This window comes from Spirosoma arcticum (assembly GCF_054779955.1).
Window position 1 is genome coordinate 547,550 of sequence record NZ_BAAGXG010000002.1, and the last position, 18,578, is coordinate 566,127.

Here is an 18,578-nt window from a genome sequence, read left to right on the forward strand (position 1 = left end):
AAATAAGAAAAGAGATGTGTTTATGAGTCTCTGGCCGGTCTTTCATTGAGCCGCACTGTAAATGACCTCGTGAATCCGGCGACGGAGCTTGGTTGTGTTGATCGAGTTATTACCCGCAGTAGGGTAGATTCGGTTCGAGAGAAAGACGAAAATCAGCTCCTCGTCGGGATCGACCCAAACCACATTGCCCGTGAAGCCCGTGTGTCCGAACGAGCGGGGCGATACCTGCGAGGCCATATAAACGCTGCTGGCACTCTCAGGATTAGGTTTGTCCCAGCCCAGAGCGCGGTGACTTCGGCTACTGAGTGTTTGCGTGAAATAAGGCACCGTCATGGGGTTCAAAATACGCTGTTGGCCATAAATGCCCTTCTGCAAATTCATCTGGAGCAGTGTAGCGATGTCGCGGGCGTTTCCAAACAAGCCCGCGTGGCCCGATATTCCCCCCTGCACGGCCGCCATCTGATCGTGAACCGTGCCAACCAGCAATTGATTTCGGTAATAGGTGTCCTGCTCGGTAGGGGCGCAGTGCGGACTTTTAAGCCGTTGCAGGGGTGTGAATCCCAACTGATGCAGCCCCAGCGGCTTGTACACATTTTCTGTGACGAATTTATCCAGCGGTTGCTTACTGACCCGCTCCACAATCTTCTGAAGCGTTAGGAAATTAAGGTCGCTGTAGACGTATGCCGGTTTGCCCGACTCGTCGCTCTTGCGTGATACGGGCGACTGGATAACCCACTTCCAGACCGAATCGCGCAGGGCGGGAACGGCCCAGAGCGTTGGCGCAACCTGAAGCGTGTGCAGGCTATCCGGCGTGGGGTTGTAAAACTCAGCTTTCAGGCCCCCGCCCGGCTTGCGGGTCCGGTCCCAGGTGGTGGGGTAGTAGGAGGCCATGCCCGACTGATGCCAGAGCAGATCCTGAATCAGAATGTGCTGCTTGTTGGTACCCCGCAACTCGGGCAGGTAGGCGGATGCTTTTTGAGTCAGGTCGATTTGTTTCCGGTCGTGAAGCACCATGACCGCTTGTAACGTGGCCAGCACTTTAGTTAGCGAGGCCAGATCGTACAGCGTTTCGTCGGTCACTTTGTCGGCCCCGGCAGAGTAGGTCACTGCGCCGAAGTTCTTGCTGTAGACCACTTTACCCCGGCGGGCTACCAGGATCTCGCAACCCGGCACAACATGGTCGCGCACGGCTCCCTGAGCAATGGCGTCAATTTTGGCCAGCACGGTCGATTTCATGCCCACACTCTCCGGCGACCCCATCGACAGGCGGCCTTCGGGGTTGAGCCGTTCGCCCAGCCCGATGCCCAGATCGCCCGACGAAATGGGCAGCATTCCCCGTGTGCCCAGGCCGCCAAACAGCATCTGAGGCACCACGCGCTGCATTTCGTCCATGTCCTGATAGGCACACACCAGCGCATCGGCCCCAACAAAATGCGTCAGGCTGTAAGGCGACCCAAACGCTGTAACAATTACTTTGGTGCCACGTTGCTTCAGGCGCGTAATCAGGTCGAGCGACTGTTTGGTAATGCCAAACTTGCGGATGGCCGATTCGCTCATCCGGTGAAAGCTGACGACAACGACATTGGCATCGCCAATCTGCTCCAGCATTGTACTCAGGTCCGCATCCGAAACGGGCTTGTCGGGATAAGCAAGGGTCTGAAACGGCGCATACTGATTGAGCGTCTTTTGGAAAACGTTCCCTGCATTGGCCCCAATCGCCACCGACGCCAGCCGGAGCGTATCTAACCGGGAAAAGGGCAACAGGTTGTTCTGATTGCTGACTACTGTTACGGACTGTTCGCACAGCTCCCGTTTGAGCAACTCGGCTTCAGGCGAGTTGAGGTCGGCCGACAAGCCCGCCAGGTCAATGGGCTTGTAGTTGCTCAGACCCGCCCAATACTTGGCCCGCAGAATTTTCTTTACTTTTTCGTCGATGAATGCCTGCGAGATAACGCCCTGCTGAACGGCATTCAGAATGTGCTGAGCCGCTTCGCGAACGTTTTCGGGATACAGCAGAATGTCGTTGCCCGCAATCAACGCCCGCAGGTTGATGTCCATCGCTTTGGGCGACCGGCTCAGGCCACCCATGTTGAGAGCATCCGTGAAAACCAATCCCCGGAAACCCAGCTCATTCTTAAGCAGTTCGGTAACAATTTTCTCCGACAGCGTCGCGGCTAAGGCGGGCGTATCGTCCATGACGGGTACGTGCAGGTGACCCGTCACGACACCCATCAGGCTGTCGGCAATGAGTTTGCGGAAAGGATACAGGTCAATGTCGCGCATCTGCTCCGACGACCGGCTAACGGTGGGCAGCGAATGGTGCGAATCGACGTTGGTGTTGCCATGACCCGGAAAATGCTTGGCGGTGGCAATGACGTGCGTTCCCTGTAGGCCCCGCATGTAGGCCGATGCTTTCAGCGCGACATTTTCTTTAGACGAACCGAAGGATCGAACGCCAATGACGGGGTTGGTTGGGTTGCTGTTGATGTCTGATACGGGCGCGAAATTGATGTGAATACCCAGCCGCTGGCACTGCCGCCCAATTTCGGCGCCCATCCGGTAGATAAGCTCATTATCGCGAATGGCCCCGAGAGACATCTGCTTGGGAAAATCCATCGTGCTGTCCAGCCGCATACCCAATCCCCATTCGCCGTCGATACCAATCAGCAGCGGTACTTTGGCCTGAGCCTGATACCGATTTGTCAGAATAGCCTGACGATGCGGTCCACCCTGGAAGAAAATCAACCCGCCAATGTGGTTACTTTGGATAAGGTGCTCGATGTACTGGTAGTGATTCTCGTGGCGGTTAGAAAACGAGGCTACCATAAAAAACTGGCCAATTTTCTGTTCAGGCGTGAGTGTCTGGAATACACTGTCTACCCACTGCTGCCCGCTGTCGGACATGGTGAAAACTTCTACGGGCTTAGCGTACGCACGGGTAATGGTCGGGACAACCGCCCGTTTCAAGGTTGGTCTGTGGGGCGTTTTGGGAAGGGTAAACCGGATCCAGATGGTACGCCCCGGATTTGTCAGGCCAAACGCAGTCAATAAACTGACGGACAGCATGCCGACAAGCACAATCGGCCATATAATGTTGTTCCGCATAGGTACTCAGTAGGTAAAAAAAGCTATGGTCAGCTGTTGTTGGTTTAGTGTCAAACCATAAAAGTAGCCAAAGGCGGCTGTAAACCATAGCCTGTGCCCGAATAATTAACCTTTTTAACGAAATAGTCGTACCGTTTCGTTTGATTTACCAGAAGAAGCTTCCGGGTGGACGGATTGCAAAATACTAATGAATAAAGATTTTCAGATCACTGATATGAAGCGATTTTGGATAGTTATGGGTATGTTCTTACTAACCAATGGCGTTGTGCTGGCGCAAACAACCAGTCCGACGTATGGAGCCATGCTTGAAACGATGTACAAGAAAACGGTGCCGCTGGTAACGGTAGTGGAGTTGAAGAAGAAACCGAACGTGGTATTACTCGATACCCGGACGAAGGCGGAGTATGACGTCAGTCATTTGCCTAACGCCCGTTGGGTAGGCTACGATGATTTCGAACTGAAGCGAGTGGAGGATATTCCCAAACAGGCGGATGTGGTGCTATACTGTTCGGTCGGCTACCGCAGTGAGCGGGTTGGCGAGAAACTGCTGGCCGCTGATTACCAGCATATTCGCAACCTGCATGGTAGCCTGTTTGAGTGGGTTAACCAGGGAAATACGGTAGTCGATAAGCAGGGTAAGCCAACGCAGCGCGTTCATGCGTATTCGCGGTTGTGGGGCGTTTGGCTCAATCGGGGTGAAAAGGTGTATGAGTGAAGCACTTAAACATACCAACCTCAGTACGTCCGCGATGGCCGCATTTGTGACAGAGTCGTCAGCAGCCGCTTGCTGAATGCATCCTTGTCGATCTGAACAACCGACTGCCACGACGAACAAATAGGGACTTTCGACTTGCTTACCGAAGTCGATGCCTTGGCCCGCATTTGCTTACGTGCGGCAAACACGTTGTGTGGGTGGCCCATGCTGAACGCCTGTCCACTCAACCCGACCATTAAAATGCTAATTGTTAGCAGGGTTTTCATAACCATCCGTTTTAAAGTACAACGCAAAGTTATAGGTTTTGTTTGGTATCTTGCATAACATAGTACTAAATATTTTTTTCAGCGGGCGGAATACGTATCAGTATGCCGCCCGCTGACCATTAATCCACCAATACGCGCTTCACCGCACCATCTTCATTTTGGGTAACGGTGATGAAGTACGTCCCCTGCGCCTTTCTGCCTAGGCTGATCTGCCCGACAAATTCACCCGAAAAGTCCTTCAACTCACGACGGGTCACCTCTTTACCCTTTGCATTCGTGACCACAATGCTCACGTCGCCCTTCGACGGAGCCGTAAACCGGACGTTTAGCTGGTCACGGTCGGGGTTGTTGGGATACGCGTCCAGCCCACGAATGGTGGAGGGCTTGGTGTTAATCGTCCGCGCCCAATCCTCGAAGGGTCGGGCCAGTTGCCGGTCCCAGTCCCTTGGCATCTGAAACCTGAACCGGCTCATCTGATCGGCCAGCGAGTCGGCCCCCCGCCGGAACTCATACTGCCACGTTTGGCTATCCCACGGATCGCGGCCGGTGCGGGGTTGCCGGTCGCGCCGGGTGTAGGCGTCACCCGGTGCCCGACCGGTGCTGGGATTGGTTCGCTCTCTGGTGATGATCCGGTCTCCATCGGTATCCTGCACAATAATCGTCATCTGGCGTCTGGCACCCGTTTCTTTCCGGTTGACTCTGAGCGAGTCCACTAATTTCGTGACCAGCTTATCCCGGTCTGCATCGCTCATTCCGTCGATCCGGTAAGTGCGCTCGGTTTCACGCATATCGGTGCCGTCGCGCTCAATAACGCGAATGGTCACTTCCTTGCCCGCTGATTTTGATGGGGTTAATTCGGCTCTTTGGGCGGTGGCAAGTGTACTCAGGCCAATGGCGAGCACTAAAGCGGGAACGAACCGACGGCTGATAAAAACTGTTTTTTTCATGATACGAAGTAGTTGTAAATGGAGCGTAAAGGCATTGTGAATGAGTAATGGGGCGGGTGTTAAAGTTTGTTAACGGGTTGATGAGTGCCCGTAGTGATTCGTACTTTTACTGACAGCCCCCTTGGTTTTTCAATAGATGACAAAAACGACTGAAGGTTGCACGAGTGAGTAAAGAAAATGTCGAAACAACGCATACGCTGGATTGTCGCGCTGATGGCGGTCGGGTTACTGGGACTGGTTGGGCTGCAACTCTACTGGATTGGCAGTGCGTTGCAGTTGCAGAAGGAGCAGTTTGCCTATAAAGTCACCGACGCCCTTCAGGAAGTTGTTCGGACCCTCGAACGGCAGGAAATCGTGTACCTGACCAAGCAGCGGATTCAGGCCCGGGAGCAGCAGGACCGGCTTATGGCCATTGCCAAGAAAGAAGTCAAGCCGACGCCCCCCCGTGACCGCAACTCAGTCACTGCCTCCCAATCAGTAGCCAGGAGTCGCCCATCAAACCGCACATCAGTACCAACTGACCGCATGACCCTGCCGCCGGGTATGGTTCCGGCCGGGGCGGTGGTCGTTCAGTCCGATGTGCTCCACCCGACCGTTCACCCGCTGTCGGCCGATCAGATGGTGGTCGTTGAAGAGTTTTTCCGGCAGCAGGACGAGTTAATGGCGGTGGGCGACTGGCAAACGCAGTTAGCGCAACAGCAGCAGTTTGACCAGTGGATTGAACACAATCTGGCCAGCGAGTTGAACCGCATTAACAGTCAGGTGGCGCAGGCTGCCCGGCGGCAGGATTCTACGGATCGTGTGGCTCGCAACCGCGCCCGGCGGGCCGTGCAGCAACGTAAAGCCAAACAGACCCGTTCGGTCGCATCGGTAACGCCAGACGCAACGAGTAAGCCCGGCAGCGTAACCCAGTCGGCCGGTCGATCCGAGGAGCAGTCGCGCCGAATTAAGGATATATTGAAGGGACTGTTAATGTCCGACCGACCTATCGAAGACCGGGTTAACCGACTGGCGCTGGACACGCTCCTGCGGCAGTCACTGGCTGAACGGGGTATCGATATTCCCTTTGCCTATGGCGTGCAGACGCGCCGTCGACCGCAGTTCTTGTTTACGTCGCTCGGTACGGAACCTAAGCAATTCAATACCGATGCCTACAAAGCCGCCCTGTTTCCCAATAATATGATGGATACGGGCAATTATGTGCACGTCCATTTTCCTACTCAGCAACAGTTCATTCTGAGCCGGTTAGCCTTCACGTTTGGCGCGTCGGCGGTGTTGTTGCTGGTCATATTGGCCTGTTTTTACATTGCCATCAGCACAATTGTTAAGCAGAAGAAGCTGGCCGACATCAAAAATGATTTCATCAACAACATGACCCACGAGTTCAAAACCCCTATCTCGACCATTTCGTTAGCGGTCGAAATGGCGCAGGAACAACTGCGGTCGACTAATGCCCGGAAAATTGGCGCAGCAATGGTTGTTGAACCGGCCGGGTTCCCGGCAGTGCGGCCCGACGACGAAAGTCTATCTTCAGATCGTCTCAACCAGCCTGTTCCCGCAAATCGTCTGGATCGCTATATGGGTATCATTCGCGACGAAAACCGACGACTTGGCTCGCACGTTGAGAAAGTGCTGCAGATGGCCCTGCTCGACCGGGGCGAGATTGTTCTGAATCTGTCGTTGGTTAACATTCACGATATTATTGAAAAGGTACTCAACAACATTGGCCTGCAAATTGAGCAGCGCGAAGGTGAAGTGGAGTTGAACTTCGACGCGGAGAACGAACTTGTCGAGGCCGATGAAGTTCACCTGACTAACATACTGTACAATCTGCTGGACAATGCGATCAAGTATTCGCCCGGCAAGCCGCACATAACGCTGCAAACGCGTAGTCTGCCGGAAGGCATCAGCATCACCGTGGCCGACCAAGGGCTGGGCATGACGAAGGAGCAAGTGAACCGCGTATTCGAGAAATTTTACCGGGTTCCGACCGGCAACCGGCACGATGTGAAGGGATTTGGACTGGGTTTGAGTTACGTCCGGAAAATGGTTGATGAGCACCACGGCCAGATCCGGGTTGAGAGCCAGTTGGGAAGGGGAAGTTCGTTCGAGATTGAGTTGCCTTATAAACAAAGTGAAAGAGCGAAAGAGTAAAAGGGCGAATAACGCTCAATGGCTCTTTCATTCTTTCGCTCTTTCACTTTTTGACTATGCCTACCATTCTACTCGTTGAAGACGACCCGAATCTGGGTCTGTTAGTGCAGGAATACCTGACCATGAAAGGCTACACCACCGACCGTGCTACGGACGGTAATCAGGGAATGCAGCAGTTTATGGCTAACCCGTACGATCTGTGCATCTTCGATGTGATGATGCCCAAGAAAGACGGCTTCACCCTGGCGAAGGAGGTTCGCATGGCCGGTCGTGACGTGCCGATCATCTTTCTGACGGCAAAATCCATGCAGGAGGATACCATTCAGGGTTTCAGGGCCGGGGGCGACGACTACATCACCAAGCCATTCAGCATGGAAGAACTGCTCCTCCGCATTCAGGCTATTCTCCGGCGTTACCAACGCTCAACCGACGTGGCGGAGCCGACGTCCTACAAAATTGGCTCGCTAACGTTCGATTATCAGCATCAGTTGCTGCACGACGGTGACGACGGTCAGTCTCAGCCGCAGAAGTTAACCAGTAAGGAATCGGAGTTACTGCGGTTGCTCGCCCAGAACCTAAACCAACCCGTTAGCCGTAGTTTCGCCCTGAAAATGGTGTGGGGCGACGACTCCTATTTCAACGCCCGAAGTATGGACGTTTACGTGACCAAGCTGCGTAAATACCTTAAACCTGACCCGACCGTGCAGCTCGTAAATGTACATGGCGAAGGATTTAAGCTCGTTGTATAAAACGAGTTGGTCCGTTAGTCAGTTGATAAGTCGACAAGTTAGTAAGCGGGTTTCACTGCCTTACTTATCGACTCACCAACTGACTAACTCTATGAACTTAACACGTCGCCCCCGCCGGAACCGCCAATCGGCCGCTATCCGGGACATGGTGCAGGAAACCCGCCTGTCCGTCACTGATTTCATCCTGCCCCTTTTCGTCATGGACGGGCAAAATATCCGCAGCGAGGTGAAGTCGATGCCCGGCATTTACCGGTTTTCCACGGATTTACTGCTCCACGAAGTTCAGGAATGCGTTGATCTGGGAGTTAGCACGTTTGCCCTTTTTCCCAACCTGCCCGACGCTAAAAAAGACAAGTTTGCCACCGAGAGTCATAACCCGGATGGGTTGTACCTGCAAACGATTCGCGCCATCAAAGATCGCTTTCCAGACGTGGTTGTAATGACCGATGTGGCGATGGACCCTTACAGTTCCGATGGGCACGACGGCATTGTGGAAAACGGTAAAATTGTCAACGACCAAACCCTGGAGGTACTGGGCAAAATGGCCCTGGCGCAGGCACAGGCCGGAGCCGACATCGTTGGTCCATCGGACATGATGGATGGGCGCATTGGCTACATTCGCCAGGTGCTCGACGAAGCTGGTTTCCAGGACGTGGCCATTATGGCCTATACGGCTAAATACGCCAGTGCATTTTATGGGCCTTTCCGCGATGCGCTCGACTCAGCGCCTAAGTTTGGGGACAAAAAAACGTATCAGATGAACCCTGCCAACAGCCGTGAAGCGCTGATTGAGGCCCAACTCGATTTTGCCGAAGGAGCTGACTTTCTAATGGTTAAGCCCGCGCTACCGTATTTGGACATCATTAAACTGCTACGGGACAACTACAATCTGCCCATTGCGGCTTACAACGTTAGTGGGGAGTATGCCATGATAAAAGCCGCGAATCAACTCGGCTGGCTCGACGGTCAGCGGGCAATGGCTGAGTCGTTGATGGCCATTAAGCGGGCGGGGGCCAGTGTAATTCTAACCTACTTCGCGAAGGAAGCTGCTCAATTGCTGCACTAAGCGCAAATGCCGGTTGCGCGCGACTAAGACTGGCCTGCGCGCTGGGTTTTACGGAGGTAACGCATTTCAATAACTTCTTCAAGAAGCACACCCAACTCAGCCCGATGAAATTCAGGAACGGTTTAATGCGGAATAAGGCGCTCGTGTATTGGCCCGGTGGGTTGTGAAGTTGATGGTGTTTATGGGTTAGCGCATCGGCCCGGCGTTTCATCACCTTTCACTACCCTGAATGTAAAGTTGGTTAATTAAACGAATTTCGGAATGTCAACGGTGAAAGGCTGGTTTTACTCTTGAATAATTTGCTGAAGGACTGCGAATGTTCAAACCCTAACTCATAAGCAATCTCATTGACGGTCAAATCGGTAGTGGATAACCTTTCTTTCGCCTTTTCTATTAATTTATTATGTATGTGCTGCTGGGTACTTTGGCCCGTCAATACTTTCAACAAAACACTCAAATAATTGGGCGATACGTTCAATGCTTCGGCAACGTATTGAACGGTGGGTAGTCCATTTTTCGATAACCCATCACTATCAAAATAGTCCGTAAGAATAACCTCCAGCCGATCGAGAAGTTTATGGTTGGTAATTTTTCGGGTTATGAACTGGCGATGATAAAACCGTTCAGCATATGTCAGTAATAAGTCAAGCTGAGCGATAATTACGTTCTGGCTGAATTTATCAATGTTTGAGTGGTATTCCTGCCCTATATTTTGCATAATGCCCATAATCATTGCCTCCTCTTTTCCCGAAAGATGCAAGGCTTCGTGCACCGAATAACTGAAATACTCGTATTGCTTTATTGTTTTGGCTAATGACGTATTCCATAGAAAGTCAGGATGAACGAGTAATAACCATCCCGAGTGCTTCAACTCCGCATCTGCTTCAATTGAAAGAACTTGACCGGGTGAAATGAAAACCAGTATACCTTCATCAAAATCGTACTCTTGCTGACCATATTTCATCTTTCCATTGAAATTCCATTTAAGGGCAATGGAATAAAAATTAGTCACGAGACTTTTCGGCTTGCCATCTGGTACACGTTTGATGGTTTTAAAATCGATTACGCTGATTAACGGATGTTCCGGCTTGGAGAGGCCCATAAACTGATGGTACTCAGTTATTGTATTAATGGTAAAGGGTTGTGTGTTTTTCATGATTCAACGAATGTTTACTGGCCGAATTTTAACGTTACTATCAGTTCAAGCCTTATTTTTAATCGAACAGGAAGACCAACGTGGCTGCTGGTCTTTTTTCGGTTTACTCTTTCACAGTCTCTTATAAGTTGAACAGTCCTTTTAACCCTTCTTTGAGTGATGTAGGCTTTCGCCCGAGGAGCGTTGAGAGGTCTTCGCTCACGTCAGCTTCCTGCCCGTTTTTAATGTCGGTTATAAACCCAGTGACGCGCTGAGCCACCACCTCGGGCAGACCACGTTCTTTCAGGCCGGCCTCGAAGGCTAATGGATCAGCCGCTGTATAGTTGACCCGTTTACCCGATAAGTCGGATAATACGGCCGCCACGTCAGCAAAGGAATAAGCCTCAATGCCAGTTAGTTTGTAGATCCTGTTATCGCTGCCACCCACGGCCAGTGCGTTGGCAATTGCTTCGCCCATTTCGCTTCTGAGGGCAAAAGCGACTTTCCCCTCACCGGCTGGCACATAAATACCTCGCTCAAAAACGGCTGGTCCCACGAACTGTGGAAGGACATCCATGTACAGGATATTCTGAAACAGCGTGTACGTCAATCCACTGGCCTTAATATAATCTTCGGTCCGAAAATGACCTTCCATCAGCCGGTTGACCAGCGTACTTCGGTCTTTCAACGCCCGGCTGGTGTAGGCAATCCGTTGAACACCCGCCTTTTGGGCAGCATTCACCACATTTTGGTGTTGCTGAACGCGATTGTCCTCATCGGTCCCGGCTATCAGCAATACAGTGTCAATTCCTCGCATCGCCTTATCGAGCGAGACCGTATCATCATACGTACCAACACGTATGTCTACTCCGCTTTTTTTTAAGTCAGCGGCTTTGTTTTCATCACGGATAAGGGCGGCAATTTGGGAAGCGGGCAACTTTTTGAGCAGAAAATTGATGGTAGCTGAGCCGAGCTGGCCTGTCGCGCCGGTTATAAGAATCATAGATATTGTGTTTTTGAACGTGTGTAGGCAGAATTGCTATCCATCTGCTCCGCACAGATTAGTGTAGAATTACGGAAGGCGCAGATGCATAATGGCTACATCAGCCAGCTCGTTCAGAACGCCTTCTGCATGGTGAGAGCCGAGGATGAATCCAGTGGTTGGCTGATGTTTCCTAACGAACCTGTTACGACGACTTTCATATTTCTTTTTTTTTGCAAAGGTCCGCAGCCGCAAAAATCTATATGTAATCAAATCTATTGTCGTTGTAGTCAAAATAAGGATTCGTCTTCAACCAGTCGGCTACCCTTCTCGAAGCCCCGGCTGTTTCTAACTGCCGCATTAAAAGGCTTGGTTACTTCGCAGAAAAGCCTGCTCACGCTACTTGCGAAGCTTATTGAGTCGATAGACCGGTTCAACTGTAAAAGCCTGGGTGTAAACAAACGCCAGTCTTGATGACGTCGTTAGTAGCGAACCCTTTTCAGTTCTGGAAAGTGACTTGTCGAAAGCCCAAATTTGGGCTTTCGTTGTTTTTGCCCATATTCACTTCATGCAACCCCTATTAATCGAATACGTTTATCTGATTCTGATTATTCTGGCCCTGGTCATGCTCGCTAACCGGCTTCGACTGGCCTACCCGATTGTTCTGGTCGTTGGTGGACTGGCACTCAGTTTGTCGGGCCAATTTACCAACCTGGCCATCGACCCGGAATTGCTTTTCCTGCTTTTCCTGCCCCCGCTGCTCTACGAAGCCGCCTGGCAAGTTTCCTGGAAAGAATTTTGGCGCTGGCGACGGGTCATCACCAGTTTTGCCTTTCCCATTGTCATCATCACCTCGTGCGTGATTGCCCTTGTTTCCCACGCTCTGATTCCAGGTTTTACGTTAGCGCTGGGTTTTCTGTTGGGCGGCATCATCTCCCCGCCAGATGCCATTTCGGCCACGACGATCATGCGGCAGGTAGCCGTACCCAAATCATTAGTCAGCATTGCCGAGGGCGAGAGCCTGCTCAATGATGCGTCGTCGCTGATCGTGTTTCGGTTTGCTTTAGCCGCCGTGCTGACCGGACAATTCTATTTTCAGCAGGCGGCCACCAGTTTTGTCTTGGTTGTTTTCATGGGCACCGGAATCGGTCTACTGGTGGGCGTCATTTTCTACGGCATTCACCGCTGGTTGCCGACCACACCTCCTATCGAAATCGTGCTTACGCTGCTCACGCCTTACTGCATGTATTATGCGGCCGAGCACTTTCACTTTTCGGGAGTGTTGGCAGTCGTCAGCGGAGGGCTGTTGCTATCCAGCCAGCGACAAAACTTACTGACGTATCAAAGCCGAATTCAGGCCGTGAACGTGTGGACGAACTTAGTATTTGTGCTGAACGGACTCGTTTTTCTGCTCATTGGCCTGCAACTGCCTTCCATCGTTGGGCAGCTCGGCGCGGTTAGTCTGAGCAGCGCCATCGGCTACGGCTTAGCTATATCGCTGGTACTGATGCTCACCCGCCTGCTTTGTGCCTACGGCGCTTCCCTTTTCACCCGGTTTGCGAGCCGGTTCATCACCGTGGCCGATCCGAATCCTGGCTGGAAAGGCCCCCTGATTCTGGGGTGGGCCGGCATGCGCGGGGTGGTCTCGCTGGCTGCTGCTTTGTCGATTCCCTTACTTATCCGGGCAGGCCAGCCGTTTCCGCACCGCAACCTGATTCTTTTCATTACGTTTATTGTCATTCTGGTGACCCTCGTGTTTCAGGGTTTGACCCTGCCGTGGCTCATTCGGCTCTTAAACATGGAGGATCGGCATACCACTCTTCCCGAACCGCAGCAGGAGCGAATCATTCAGGAGACGATTACGCGGGCTTCGCTTCAGTTTTTGGAAGAAGCCCGTACCGATGGGGTGTCCAACGAACACCTCGCCAATCTGTACGAACGGCTGCAACTCGATCTCCGCCTGCTCAGTCAGGAATCACAAGCAACAGACGCCCCAACTGGAAGCGCCCAGCTTGCCTACCAACGGACCTATCTGGACCTGCTGGGCCAACAGCGAAGCGCGCTCAACGAGTTGAATCGCCGGGCTGATTATGACGAAGAATTAATCCGGAAATACTTTGCCCTAATCGACCTCGAAGAGTATAAGGTCCGGGAAAAGCTGGTCCGGGAAGACAGGGTCAATGAATAGAATATTAGGTGAGCACCACAATCTTACCACTCGCCTGGTTGCTTTCCATCAATTGGTGAGCTTTTGCAATGTCGTCGAGCATAAGCACCTGGCTTATACTGAGCTTGATCTGGCCTGCTTCAACGGTCTGAATAAACTGCTGGAATACGCCTGGTGAACACCTAATTTGACCGCTGTCGTAGATGGTCAGATGCACTGTGGCCGGAATAAATTCCATCGGCGCGAATTGGGGAATGGACCAGCTTTCGGACAGCATACCCGTCATGCAACACGTTCCGCCGGGTATGATGCAGGTTAATGAATCCCGTAACGTGGTAGCTCCAACCAGTTCTAACACCTTGTCCACCCCTTGCGGGAAAATAGCCCTCACCTGATCTTGTAGACTACCATTGTCGATAAGTACGCAATCAGCACCGTTGGCCAACAACAGCGGTTTCTTTACTACACTCCGGGTAGTAGTGATAACCGTAAGCCCTGCGTTTTTAGCCATCTGCGTCGAGAGCATTCCAACCGATGAAGTGCCGCCCCGAATCAATACCGTTTCACCCTTCTGGATACGGAGCGATAAATGCAGCGACCCGTACACCGTCTGGAACATCTCAGGAATGGCTCCCAACTGCTCCCAGGCAAGCGTACTGCGAAACGGATAAATAATTGATTTGGGTACTACGGTAAACTCAGCGTAACTCCCATCGAAATCCCGCCCCATACCGCCCATCAAAGCGGCCACGGGCTGGCCTTTCGGGTATTCACCTGAGGGGTCAACTTCTACTTCACCAATGCACTCGATACCCAATATGCGCGGAAATCGGATGTTGGGGGATGAGCCTTTGCGGGTCATCAATTCAGAACGGTTCAGGCCAAAGGCTCTGACCCTGACCAGCACCTGCCCTTCCCCTGGCGATGGAATGGGGCGCTCCTCGAGCATAAGGCGATCAGGCCCGCCCGGATGGTAAATAACGGCGGCTTTCATTGGTTTAGGGATTAAGAAACGGAACCATGCCGGTCCAAACTGCCGGAAAATTCTCCAGAAAAACGGTGTGGCCTACTTTGGGAACAATGCAAAGCTGGCTATTTTGAATCATCTGATACGTAGCGATTATCGTCGACTGAATTGTATGTTCGGTTCCTTTTGGGTCTACCCCGTACATACGAAAGCAGCCTTCTACGAAGAACGAATAGTGTTGGCACGGAAAACCTTCCTGCAAGATGGCCTGTCGGCGTTTTAGTTTACGTTCCGTGACTCGTCCTTCCAGCAACTGTTTTTTCCGCTCCTCAAAAGGGAGGTAACTCTCAAAATGGTTTATAAGCGGCCTCAGCATCAATCGTCAGAGTGGTAGCTTTACAAAATCTCTCCCCCAAAGATAGAAAAGGTGCAAGTCAGTCGTGTGCAGTAGTTTATCCCGTAGAGACAGCACGAAATCCTACCCTCACACGATTGACATGCACCCCAAGTTCGTCACTGCATCTTTAGTCAACACAACGCACCAATACTTCACTTTTTAGTCTCTAACCCGGCTTTGCTCAATGGCGGTGTAGCGATCTCTGGGAATCTTGATTTTCGAGATCGCGCTGCCCAGACTACGTACTTCTTCGGGCGTAAATTGCAGGTCTGCGCAACCAGATTTTCTCCTAAATGAGCCAGTTTGGTGGTGCCGGGAACAGGCACGATCCAGGGCTTTTGCGCCAGTAGTCAGGTTAAGGCCACCTGGGCCGGGGTCAGTCCGCGCGGGTTGCCATTAAGAGTACCTCGAACTGAATAGCCAGACCGGTCCAAGGCGTTACCGAACTATTTGAATTTTGTAATACCCTATTTGTTTTTCATTGTTTTACCATCCATTACCGACGTAGGTTTGTTCTGTATTTTAACTCATATACTCAACCAGCACAAGCATGCAAAAGCGCACATTGGGTGACAGCAACCTGGACGTCTCAGCCATCGGGCTGGGCTGTATGGGCATGAGCTTTGGCTACGGCCCGGCGGCTGATAAAGGAGACATGATCGCCCTGATTCGGGCCGCCGTCGCGCAGGGCGTTACGTTCTTCGACACGGCGGAAGTGTATGGCCCGTTCGTCAATGAAGAATTAGTAGGCGAAGCCCTCGAACCGTTCAAAGGCGAAGTAATAATTGCCACCAAGTTCGGCTTCAATATTCAGGATGGGAAACAGGTCGGGGTAAATAGCCGCCCGGACAACATCAGAGCGGTAGCCGAAGCCTCGCTGAAACGCCTGCGCGTCGACGTAATCGACCTGTTTTACCAGCACCGCGTTGACCCGAACGTACCCATCGAAGACGTAGCGGGCACGGTACGCGATCTGATTGAGGAAGGTAAAGTAAAACATTTCGGCCTGTCGGAAGCGGGTGCGCAGACCATCCGCCGGGCCCACGCGGTGCAGCCCGTCACGGCTTTGCAAAGTGAATACTCACTCTGGACCCGGCAGCACGAACAGGAAATCATTCCAACCATTGAGGAATTGGGCGTCGGTCTGGTGGCGTTTAGCCCGCTTGGGCGAGGTTTTCTGACCGGTAAAATTGATGAAACTACCCAATTTGCCGAAGGGGATATCAGAAATACACTACCCCGATACACCGAAGAGGCCCGCAAGGCGAATCAGGCCCTGCTGGATTTGATTCAGCAGTTTGCCAACCGCCGACAGGCTACGCCCGCCCAAATTGCGCTGGCCTGGATATTAGCGCAAAAACCGTGGATTGTGCCGATTCCGGGCACGACGAAACTGCACCGCTTGACGGAAAACAACGGCGCGGCTGCTATCGAACTGACAGCCGAGGAACTGAACGAGATCGAAGCTGCTTCGGCGCATATCGACGTGGTGGGTACGCGCTACAACGAGCAAATGGAAAAAGCAACGGGGCTTTAACTAATCAGACAGGAAGCAACAGTCAGTTACTGTAAAAAAATGACGCCAGTTAACTTCAGCTTCATTGTAATCAGGCTGATAGCGGGTTGCTGTAGCAACGCTTTTGCCCAAGAGAAACGCCAAATGGTCAAGCATGAAGATAAAGTAATGGCAAAGTCGCTGTCATTCATCAAGGCGTGGCGGTCTACCTACGTACGTTGCCTTATTAATTGACAACAAGGTTCTTCCCCGCACAGTTAACCTTACTCAACTAAGAAACCGCCATGATGACAGCAAAAGGATATGCCGCTCAAACCAAAGATACGGAGCTTGCCCCCTGGAATTTTGACCGACGCGACGTTGGCCCCCACGACGTTCAGTTCGATATCACCTACTGTGGCGTTTGTCATTCTGACCTCCACCAGATCAAAGACGAGTGGGGCGGTAGCATTTTTCCAATGGTACCCGGACACGAAATTGTCGGCCGGGTCGTCGCGGTTGGCAGCGAGGTCAGCAAGTTCAAGGTAGGCGAGTTGGCGGGCACCGGCTGCATGGTCGATTCGTGCCGTACGTGTTCGTATTGCCAGGATGGCCTGGAGCAATACTGCGCCAATGGGAACACGCTCACTTACAATAGCCGGGAACAGGACAAAAAAACGCCTACTTACGGCGGCTACTCCAACACCATTGTGGTGCACGAAGATTTTGTGCTGCACATGCCCGAAACGCTCGATCTTGCGGCTGCGGCTCCGCTGCTTTGTGCCGGTATCACAACTTACTCACCCCTCCGGCATTGGAAAGTGGGCGAGGGACACAAATTAGCCGTTCTGGGTCTGGGTGGCCTGGGACACATGGGCGTAAAATTCGGGGTAGCGCTGGGCGCGGAGGTAACCGTCCTGAGTACGTCGCCCAAAAAAGAAGAAGACGCCAAAAAATTAGGTGCGCATAAATTTATCGTTACCAGCGATCCCGCGCAGATGAAATCCGCGAGGAATTATTTTGACTTCATTCTGGATACGGTTTCGGCCGAGCACGACTACAATCAGTATCTGGCCCTGCTGAAAACCGACGGCGTCCACATCTGCGTCGGTGCCCCACCAACGCCTTCCGCCCTGGTAGCCTTCAGCCTGATTCCCGGTCGGAAAAGTATTGCCGGGTCAACGATTGGCGGCATTGCCGAAACGCAGGAAATGCTGGATTTCTGCGCGGAACACAATATCGTCTCCGACATTGAACTGATCGACATCAAGGATATTCATCCCGCCTACGACCGAATGCTGAAAGGCGACGTGCGGTACCGGTTCGTTATCGACATGGCCACGTTGTCATAACGTTGCCTAACGACGGATTTTAGGCGCAGATGGACCTGGATGAGAACAAGCAACTGAAACCACCGGACGGAGATTGTGTTGCTCAGTCCGACTATTTTGCGGGGATGAGACACGAAAAAACGATGTGAAGAACGGAAAAGAGGGCGGTTTTACATAGTAAAATCGCCCTCTTTTCAATAATGTACCCGCTAAAACTCAATTTGTGCTCCCGAAGGGATTCGAACCCCTATCGTCGGTACCGGAAACCGAAATTCTATCCATTGAACTACGGAAGCATTTCCCGTTTGGGCCTGCAAAAGTAATGTAAAATGTAGAATGTGCAATGGATAATGCAGAATGGATAAGACAAAACGGTCGGAATTCTCCGCTTTCATTCTGCATTATCCATTGCACATTCTACATTACTGCTACAGCAACTTCATGGTCTCGTAGTCGCCAACGTGTTTCAGATACAGAAAATGAATGAGCAGACCGTTGACGTTCGTGACCAATTTGTGCGCTTCGGGCAGCGAGGTTACCACCGTCGTGATCCGCTCAAATTCCGACGCGTTGCCCATGTCTTTGTGGTGAAACGTCATAATTTCATCGCGGGATAGCGTACGTTCAAGGTAGAAAAAGTGCATGGCTTCGTCGCTCGTGCCGGTACTGGGAAACCAAAGGCGGGAATTTAGCTTCGTCAGATCGGCGGCCGTGGCAACAAGGCCAATTTCTTCGCCCAACTCACGGGCGGCAACGTCGTCTGGCGTGTCGGCGGCATCGACCATGCCAGCGGGGTGCTCGTAGGTGTGCGAACCGTCGGAAATGCGCCGTTGCCGCACCAGCACCACGAATTTCTCGTGCGTGTCTTTGTCGATCAGGCACACGAGCACCGAAGCCGCGTGGCCTTTGAGAAACAGCGCAGGCGGAATCTTGTCGCCTTCGGGCGTATCGGCATCCACTTCCAGCATCGCAAACAGCACTTCGCCATTGTGCCGACGGCGGATGTATTTCTCGCTGATGGCGTTAATTTTCAGGCCATTACTTTCTATCTGACCCTTCCAGAACTTAAACTTAGGGGCGTCGTTGAGCTTTTCCATCGTAT

15 protein-coding genes and 1 tRNA gene are annotated in these 18,578 nt (G+C 52.2%); 7 read left to right on the top strand and 9 right to left on the bottom strand.

Going from position 1 to position 18,578, the window contains the following annotated elements; all coding sequences use genetic code 11:
* Nucleotides 1-42 precede the first annotated feature (42 nt).
* A complete protein-coding gene (locus ACYVHB_RS06790) occupies nt 43-3,105 on the bottom strand; it encodes a glycoside hydrolase family 3 N-terminal domain-containing protein (protein WP_461050825.1) in 3,063 nt (1,020 codons plus the stop codon).
* Nucleotides 3,106-3,346: 241 nt separating this feature from the next.
* On the opposite strand from ACYVHB_RS06790, the gene ACYVHB_RS06795 reads away from it, so the two are divergent.
* Nucleotides 3,347-3,820, top strand: a complete 474-nt coding sequence (locus tag ACYVHB_RS06795; RefSeq protein ID WP_461050827.1) for a rhodanese-like domain-containing protein — start codon at nt 3,347-3,349, stop codon at nt 3,818-3,820.
* 20 nt (nt 3,821-3,840) lie between these two features.
* Here the strand turns inward: ACYVHB_RS06795 and ACYVHB_RS06800 are convergent, their stop codons facing one another.
* Both ACYVHB_RS06800 and ACYVHB_RS06805 read right to left on the bottom strand, forming a co-directional pair.
* Nucleotides 3,841-4,086, bottom strand: coding sequence for a hypothetical protein (locus ACYVHB_RS06800; protein WP_461050829.1), 246 nt, complete (start codon nt 4,084-4,086; stop codon nt 3,841-3,843).
* Nucleotides 4,087-4,205: 119 nt separating this feature from the next.
* A complete protein-coding gene (locus ACYVHB_RS06805) occupies nt 4,206-5,033 on the bottom strand; it encodes a T9SS type A sorting domain-containing protein (protein WP_461050831.1) in 828 nt (275 codons plus the stop codon).
* Between the two features lie 177 nt (nt 5,034-5,210).
* Between ACYVHB_RS06805 and ACYVHB_RS06810 the strand changes: the two genes are divergently transcribed.
* From ACYVHB_RS06810 to hemB, 3 genes are all read left to right on the top strand, one after another.
* Nucleotides 5,211-7,187 (top strand): sensor histidine kinase, encoded by a 1,977-nt coding sequence (locus tag ACYVHB_RS06810; protein WP_461050833.1) that lies wholly within the window; start codon nt 5,211-5,213, stop codon nt 7,185-7,187.
* Nucleotides 7,188-7,243: 56 nt separating this feature from the next.
* Nucleotides 7,244-7,936: a response regulator transcription factor gene (locus tag ACYVHB_RS06815; protein ID WP_461050835.1), complete on the top strand. Its 693-nt coding sequence runs from the start codon at nt 7,244-7,246 to the stop codon at nt 7,934-7,936.
* A gap of 91 nt (nt 7,937-8,027) precedes the next feature.
* A complete protein-coding gene (gene hemB, locus ACYVHB_RS06820; RefSeq protein WP_461050836.1) occupies nt 8,028-9,002 on the top strand; it encodes a porphobilinogen synthase in 975 nt (324 codons plus the stop codon).
* Between the two features lie 241 nt (nt 9,003-9,243).
* Here hemB and ACYVHB_RS06825 read toward each other — a convergent pair whose 3' ends face one another.
* Together ACYVHB_RS06825 and ACYVHB_RS06830 are read right to left on the bottom strand one after the other, a co-directional pair.
* On the bottom strand, nt 9,244-10,158 hold the full coding sequence (locus tag ACYVHB_RS06825) for a helix-turn-helix domain-containing protein (RefSeq protein ID WP_461050837.1): 915 nt from the start codon (nt 10,156-10,158) through the stop codon (nt 9,244-9,246).
* A 121-nt stretch (nt 10,159-10,279) separates the two neighbouring features.
* Nucleotides 10,280-11,140, bottom strand: coding sequence for an SDR family oxidoreductase (locus ACYVHB_RS06830; protein ID WP_461050839.1), 861 nt, complete (start codon nt 11,138-11,140; stop codon nt 10,280-10,282).
* Nucleotides 11,141-11,687: 547 nt separating this feature from the next.
* On the opposite strand from ACYVHB_RS06830, the gene ACYVHB_RS06835 reads away from it, so the two are divergent.
* Nucleotides 11,688-13,307, top strand: a complete 1,620-nt coding sequence (locus ACYVHB_RS06835) for a Na+/H+ antiporter (RefSeq protein WP_461050841.1) — start codon at nt 11,688-11,690, stop codon at nt 13,305-13,307.
* Between the two features lie 4 nt (nt 13,308-13,311).
* Here the strand turns inward: ACYVHB_RS06835 and ACYVHB_RS06840 are convergent, their stop codons facing one another.
* Nucleotides 13,312-14,280, bottom strand: a complete 969-nt coding sequence (locus ACYVHB_RS06840; RefSeq protein ID WP_461050843.1) for a zinc-binding alcohol dehydrogenase family protein — start codon at nt 14,278-14,280, stop codon at nt 13,312-13,314.
* A gap of 4 nt (nt 14,281-14,284) precedes the next feature.
* Nucleotides 14,285-14,629, bottom strand: coding sequence for a cyclic nucleotide-binding domain-containing protein (locus ACYVHB_RS06845; RefSeq protein WP_461050845.1), 345 nt, complete (start codon nt 14,627-14,629; stop codon nt 14,285-14,287).
* Nucleotides 14,630-15,200: 571 nt separating this feature from the next.
* Between ACYVHB_RS06845 and ACYVHB_RS06850 the strand changes: the two genes are divergently transcribed.
* Together ACYVHB_RS06850 and ACYVHB_RS06855 are read left to right on the top strand one after the other, a co-directional pair.
* Nucleotides 15,201-16,187 (top strand): aldo/keto reductase, encoded by a 987-nt coding sequence (locus ACYVHB_RS06850; RefSeq protein ID WP_461050847.1) that lies wholly within the window; start codon nt 15,201-15,203, stop codon nt 16,185-16,187.
* A 263-nt stretch (nt 16,188-16,450) separates the two neighbouring features.
* Nucleotides 16,451-17,497 (top strand): NAD(P)-dependent alcohol dehydrogenase, encoded by a 1,047-nt coding sequence (locus ACYVHB_RS06855; RefSeq protein ID WP_461050849.1) that lies wholly within the window; start codon nt 16,451-16,453, stop codon nt 17,495-17,497.
* A 203-nt stretch (nt 17,498-17,700) separates the two neighbouring features.
* On the opposite strand, the gene ACYVHB_RS06860 is transcribed toward ACYVHB_RS06855, so the two are convergent.
* Nucleotides 17,701-17,772, bottom strand: a tRNA-Arg gene (locus ACYVHB_RS06860).
* Between the two features lie 132 nt (nt 17,773-17,904).
* Nucleotides 17,905-18,573, bottom strand: a complete 669-nt coding sequence (locus ACYVHB_RS06865; protein WP_461050851.1) for an NUDIX hydrolase — start codon at nt 18,571-18,573, stop codon at nt 17,905-17,907.
* Between the last annotated feature and the right edge of the window lie 5 nt (nt 18,574-18,578).

Excerpts from the sequence above, each read along its gene's own strand:
- ACYVHB_RS06840 (WP_461050843.1), bottom strand. The coding sequence starts at position 14,280 with ATGAAAGCCGCCGTTATTTACCATCCGGGCGGGCCTGATCGCCTTATG.
- ACYVHB_RS06825 (WP_461050837.1), bottom strand. The coding sequence starts at position 10,158 with ATGAAAAACACACAACCCTTTACCATTAATACAATAACTGAGTACCAT.
- ACYVHB_RS06845 (WP_461050845.1), bottom strand. The coding sequence starts at position 14,629 with ATGCTGAGGCCGCTTATAAACCATTTTGAGAGTTACCTCCCTTTTGAG.
- ACYVHB_RS06795 (WP_461050827.1), top strand. The coding sequence starts at position 3,347 with ATGTTCTTACTAACCAATGGCGTTGTGCTGGCGCAAACAACCAGTCCG.
- ACYVHB_RS06790 (WP_461050825.1), bottom strand. The coding sequence starts at position 3,105 with ATGCGGAACAACATTATATGGCCGATTGTGCTTGTCGGCATGCTGTCC.
- ACYVHB_RS06830 (WP_461050839.1), bottom strand. The coding sequence starts at position 11,140 with ATGATTCTTATAACCGGCGCGACAGGCCAGCTCGGCTCAGCTACCATC.
- ACYVHB_RS06835 (WP_461050841.1), top strand. The coding sequence starts at position 11,688 with ATGCAACCCCTATTAATCGAATACGTTTATCTGATTCTGATTATTCTG.
- ACYVHB_RS06810 (WP_461050833.1), top strand. The coding sequence starts at position 5,211 with ATGTCGAAACAACGCATACGCTGGATTGTCGCGCTGATGGCGGTCGGG.
- hemB (WP_461050836.1), top strand. The coding sequence starts at position 8,028 with ATGAACTTAACACGTCGCCCCCGCCGGAACCGCCAATCGGCCGCTATC.
- ACYVHB_RS06815 (WP_461050835.1), top strand. The coding sequence starts at position 7,244 with ATGCCTACCATTCTACTCGTTGAAGACGACCCGAATCTGGGTCTGTTA.
- ACYVHB_RS06800 (WP_461050829.1), bottom strand. The coding sequence starts at position 4,086 with ATGAAAACCCTGCTAACAATTAGCATTTTAATGGTCGGGTTGAGTGGA.
- ACYVHB_RS06850 (WP_461050847.1), top strand. The coding sequence starts at position 15,201 with ATGCAAAAGCGCACATTGGGTGACAGCAACCTGGACGTCTCAGCCATC.
- ACYVHB_RS06855 (WP_461050849.1), top strand. The coding sequence starts at position 16,451 with ATGATGACAGCAAAAGGATATGCCGCTCAAACCAAAGATACGGAGCTT.
- ACYVHB_RS06805 (WP_461050831.1), bottom strand. The coding sequence starts at position 5,033 with ATGAAAAAAACAGTTTTTATCAGCCGTCGGTTCGTTCCCGCTTTAGTG.
- ACYVHB_RS06865 (WP_461050851.1), bottom strand. The coding sequence starts at position 18,573 with ATGGAAAAGCTCAACGACGCCCCTAAGTTTAAGTTCTGGAAGGGTCAG.